The organism is Hydrocoleum sp. CS-953, from assembly GCF_002260545.1.
Lineage (GTDB): Bacteria > Cyanobacteriota > Cyanobacteriia > Cyanobacteriales > Microcoleaceae > Trichodesmium.
This window is the reverse complement of the sequence record NZ_LGSU01000355.1, coordinates 1-2,842: the sequence shown is the minus strand read 5'-3', so window position 1 is coordinate 2,842 and position 2,842 is coordinate 1. Positions and strand designations below refer to the sequence as shown.

Sequence of the window (2,842 nt, the reverse complement as noted above, 5' to 3'; positions counted from 1 at the left end):
TGAGAGCGGTTGCGGTGCGTTACGGCCAATTGAGCAACCAGGGCAAAGAAAACGAAATACTGGACGGCCTAACGCACCCTACTGAACTTTCGACTCAAACTAAGAAATAAGCTTGCTAGATATGAACCTTCCCATCTGGCATAGTTGCTCCTATAAGAATAGCATCCTGTAAATCAACTCCCGCCATCTTAGCATCTCGTAGACTAGCACCACGCAGATCCGCGCCCCGCAAATTAACACCATCTAAAATTGCGCCCCATAAATAGGCTCCTTGCAAGTCCGCGCCCCGCAAATTAACACCATCTAAAATTGCGCCCCATAAATAGGCTCCTTGCAAGTTAGCGCCACTCAAATCAGCTCCAGTGAGATCCGCTAAATTCATATTTGTCCCACTTAAATCAGCATTCCGTAGATCCACTTCAGTTAAGTTGGTCTTCATTAAGTTAGCTTCGGGAAATTGACTACCCCTGAGATTACCTTGATGTAAATCTGCTTTTTTGAGGTTTGCTCGATCTAATTTTGTCCGACGCAGAAAAGCAAGACTGAGATCGCTTCCAGTCAAATCTGCATCTTGCAACTTAGCACCGCTCAACTTAACTTGACTGAGATCCATACCACTAAAGTTAATTCCCTCTAGCTGCAAACCATTCAAAAAAGCACCACTGAGTTTGACTCCGTTTAATTGTGCGCCCTTAAGATTAGCACCACTCAACCTCGCTCCACTCAGGTTAGTCCAGTTCAAGTTTGCTCCTTCTAAATTAGCGCAACGGAAGTTAATGCCATTGAGATTTGCGCCACATAAATTAACCATTGGTAAATTAGCCCGAAATAGACTTACTGAGGTAAGGATCGAACCACTAAGTTTAGCTCCAGTTAAATCGACTTTAGGAAGTTGAGCGCCTTGAAGATTAGCTTTAGTCAAATCTGCCTCTATCAGTTTACCTTCCTTCAGCTTGACAAAACTCAAATCTGTACCATATAAAAAGGCTCCGTTTAAGTTAGCGCCGAGAAGAAAAGAACGCTCTAGGTGCGCCCTCGCTAAAGAAGCATCCATCAAATTAGCACCAGATAAATTGGCATGAATAAGTTCAGCACCAATTAACTTAGCTTCTTTGAGATTATAACCCTGAAAATTTCTCTCTCCTTTGAGATATAGTTTTAATAGTTCATTCTCATTCATTTTTTTAGCATCCCAATTAATTAAGGAAATTTTTGACCATAAGATGCTATAATTTTTCCCTCTCTAGGGGTGAACTTTGCCATCAGGCAGTTGTCTGGTAAGGATAACGTCGCGCAAATTAGCCCCAGAAAGATTAGCATCTTCCAAACTAGCACCACTGATCTCTGCATCCCGGAAGCAAGCACTATAGGGCTACGCGCAAGTCAGAAGTCAGAAGTCAGAAGTAATCCTTGACTGAGTTTAAACATTTATAAATGTCCTAATCTTTGCTTCAACTTCTATATCTAAAATCTGTTGCCCAAAAATAGGTTGCTTGCAAATTCGCTTCGGTTAAATTGGCTCCTGTAAGATTNTTCAAGAAACCGGGTTTTGAAACTGATAGACTACTTCACAACCAACGTTGTCGTCGCCGATCGCCCAAATTCTTCGGGCGCATATTGTAAAAGTGCGCCGAAAAAACCACAGCTTTGTTAATATTTTTTCTTATCTTTATTCTTAATTCTTAATTCCTGAAAAACCCTCATATTTCTCTAGCAAAACTACTGCATAAGCAGCAATACCTTCCTCTCTACCTACAGGACCTAATTTTTCATTTGTAGTAGCTTTAATACTAACTTGATTTGCTTCCAATTCTAAAGTAGTAGCGAGGCGCGATCGCATTTTCTCTATATGTGGTTTGAGTTTAGGACGTTCTGCTACTACTACTGAGTCAATATTACTAATTTTCCAGCAAGCAGCTTTAACCAAATGATTGACACGGGTCAATAAATCTATACTATCAGCCCCAGCCCATTGTGGATCGCTCGGAGGGAAATGATGGCCAATATCACCCAAACTTAGAGCGCCTAACATTGCATCCATAATGGCATGGGTCAGAACATCCGCATCACTATGGCCAATAAGTCCCATTTCATGGTCAATTTTGATTCCTCCCAAAATCAATGGTCTTTCCGGCCCTAATTTATGAATGTCGTAACCATTACCTATACGAAAGTTCATATTTTTAACTATTACTTAATAGAAAACAATTGTTTAACTATTGTATAGTATATCTTGCTATGTAAAAGCAGTGTTTATTTGAATTAATTTTATTGGTATTAGAGGTAAGTTGTGAACATTTCATTCACTCAAAAAGTATCATTCGCTAATGATTTTTTTCTAGCAGAAGATGAGGGAGGAATTTTTGTAGTTAATGCTGAACAAGAAGGTGAAGATTTTCTCTTGGATGATGTAGCAGCTAAAATGTTATTTGCCTTAATAGGATCTGAGTCTATCCAAGAAGCTTATGAGGNATTAATTTTATTGGTATTAGAGGTAAGTTGTGAACATTTCATTCACTCAAAAAGTATCATTCGCTAATGATTTTTTTCTAGCAGAAGATGAGGGAGGAATTTTTGTAGTTAATGCTGAACAAGAAGGTGAAGATTTTCTCTTGGATGATGTAGCAGCTAAAATGTTATTTGCCTTAATAGGATCTGAGTCTATCCAAGAAGCTTATGAGGATATTTTAGAATTGGAAGAAGTCGATCCAGAGGTGTTGAAAAATGATTTGTTAGAATATATTGAAGATTTAACAAATGACGGAATTATTAAAGTTATAGACAAAGAAAAAAGTTTGTCTATTGCTGAAGAAGATGAAATATATATCAATTCTTAAGTCTG

At 38.6% G+C, this 2,842-nt stretch carries 3 protein-coding genes and 2 pseudogenes; 1 reads left to right on the top strand and 4 read right to left on the bottom strand.

Annotated features, from left to right (window positions below; all coding sequences use genetic code 11):
- Positions 1-115: 115 nt before the first annotated feature.
- From AFK68_RS03350 to ispF, 4 genes and pseudogenes are all read right to left on the bottom strand, one after another.
- Positions 116-1,180 carry a pentapeptide repeat-containing protein gene (locus AFK68_RS03350; RefSeq protein ID WP_094671591.1) on the bottom strand — a complete coding sequence of 355 codons (1,065 nt, stop codon included), beginning with the start codon at positions 1,178-1,180 and terminating at the stop codon, positions 116-118.
- A gap of 63 nt (positions 1,181-1,243) precedes the next feature.
- Positions 1,244-1,351, bottom strand: a pseudogene (locus tag AFK68_RS44135) (pentapeptide repeat-containing protein); the annotation flags it as partial.
- Between the two features lie 100 nt (positions 1,352-1,451).
- Positions 1,452-1,532: pseudogene (locus AFK68_RS44130) on the bottom strand (pentapeptide repeat-containing protein); the annotation flags it as partial.
- 143 nt (positions 1,533-1,675) lie between these two features.
- A complete protein-coding gene (gene ispF / locus AFK68_RS03340) occupies positions 1,676-2,179 on the bottom strand; it encodes a 2-C-methyl-D-erythritol 2,4-cyclodiphosphate synthase (protein WP_094671589.1) in 504 nt (167 codons plus the stop codon).
- Positions 2,180-2,501: 322 nt separating this feature from the next.
- Here ispF and AFK68_RS03330 point away from each other — a divergent pair, with 322 nt between their 5' ends.
- Positions 2,502-2,837 (top strand): PqqD family protein, encoded by a 336-nt coding sequence (locus AFK68_RS03330; RefSeq protein ID WP_094671587.1) that lies wholly within the window; start codon positions 2,502-2,504, stop codon positions 2,835-2,837.
- Positions 2,838-2,842: the final 5 nt, after the last annotated feature.

Coding starts and splice junctions, on each gene's coding strand:
- AFK68_RS03350 (WP_094671591.1), bottom strand. CDS start 1,180: ATGAATGAGAATGAACTATTAAAACTATATCTCAAAGGAGAGAGAAAT.
- ispF (WP_094671589.1), bottom strand. CDS start 2,179: ATGAACTTTCGTATAGGTAATGGTTACGACATTCATAAATTAGGGCCG.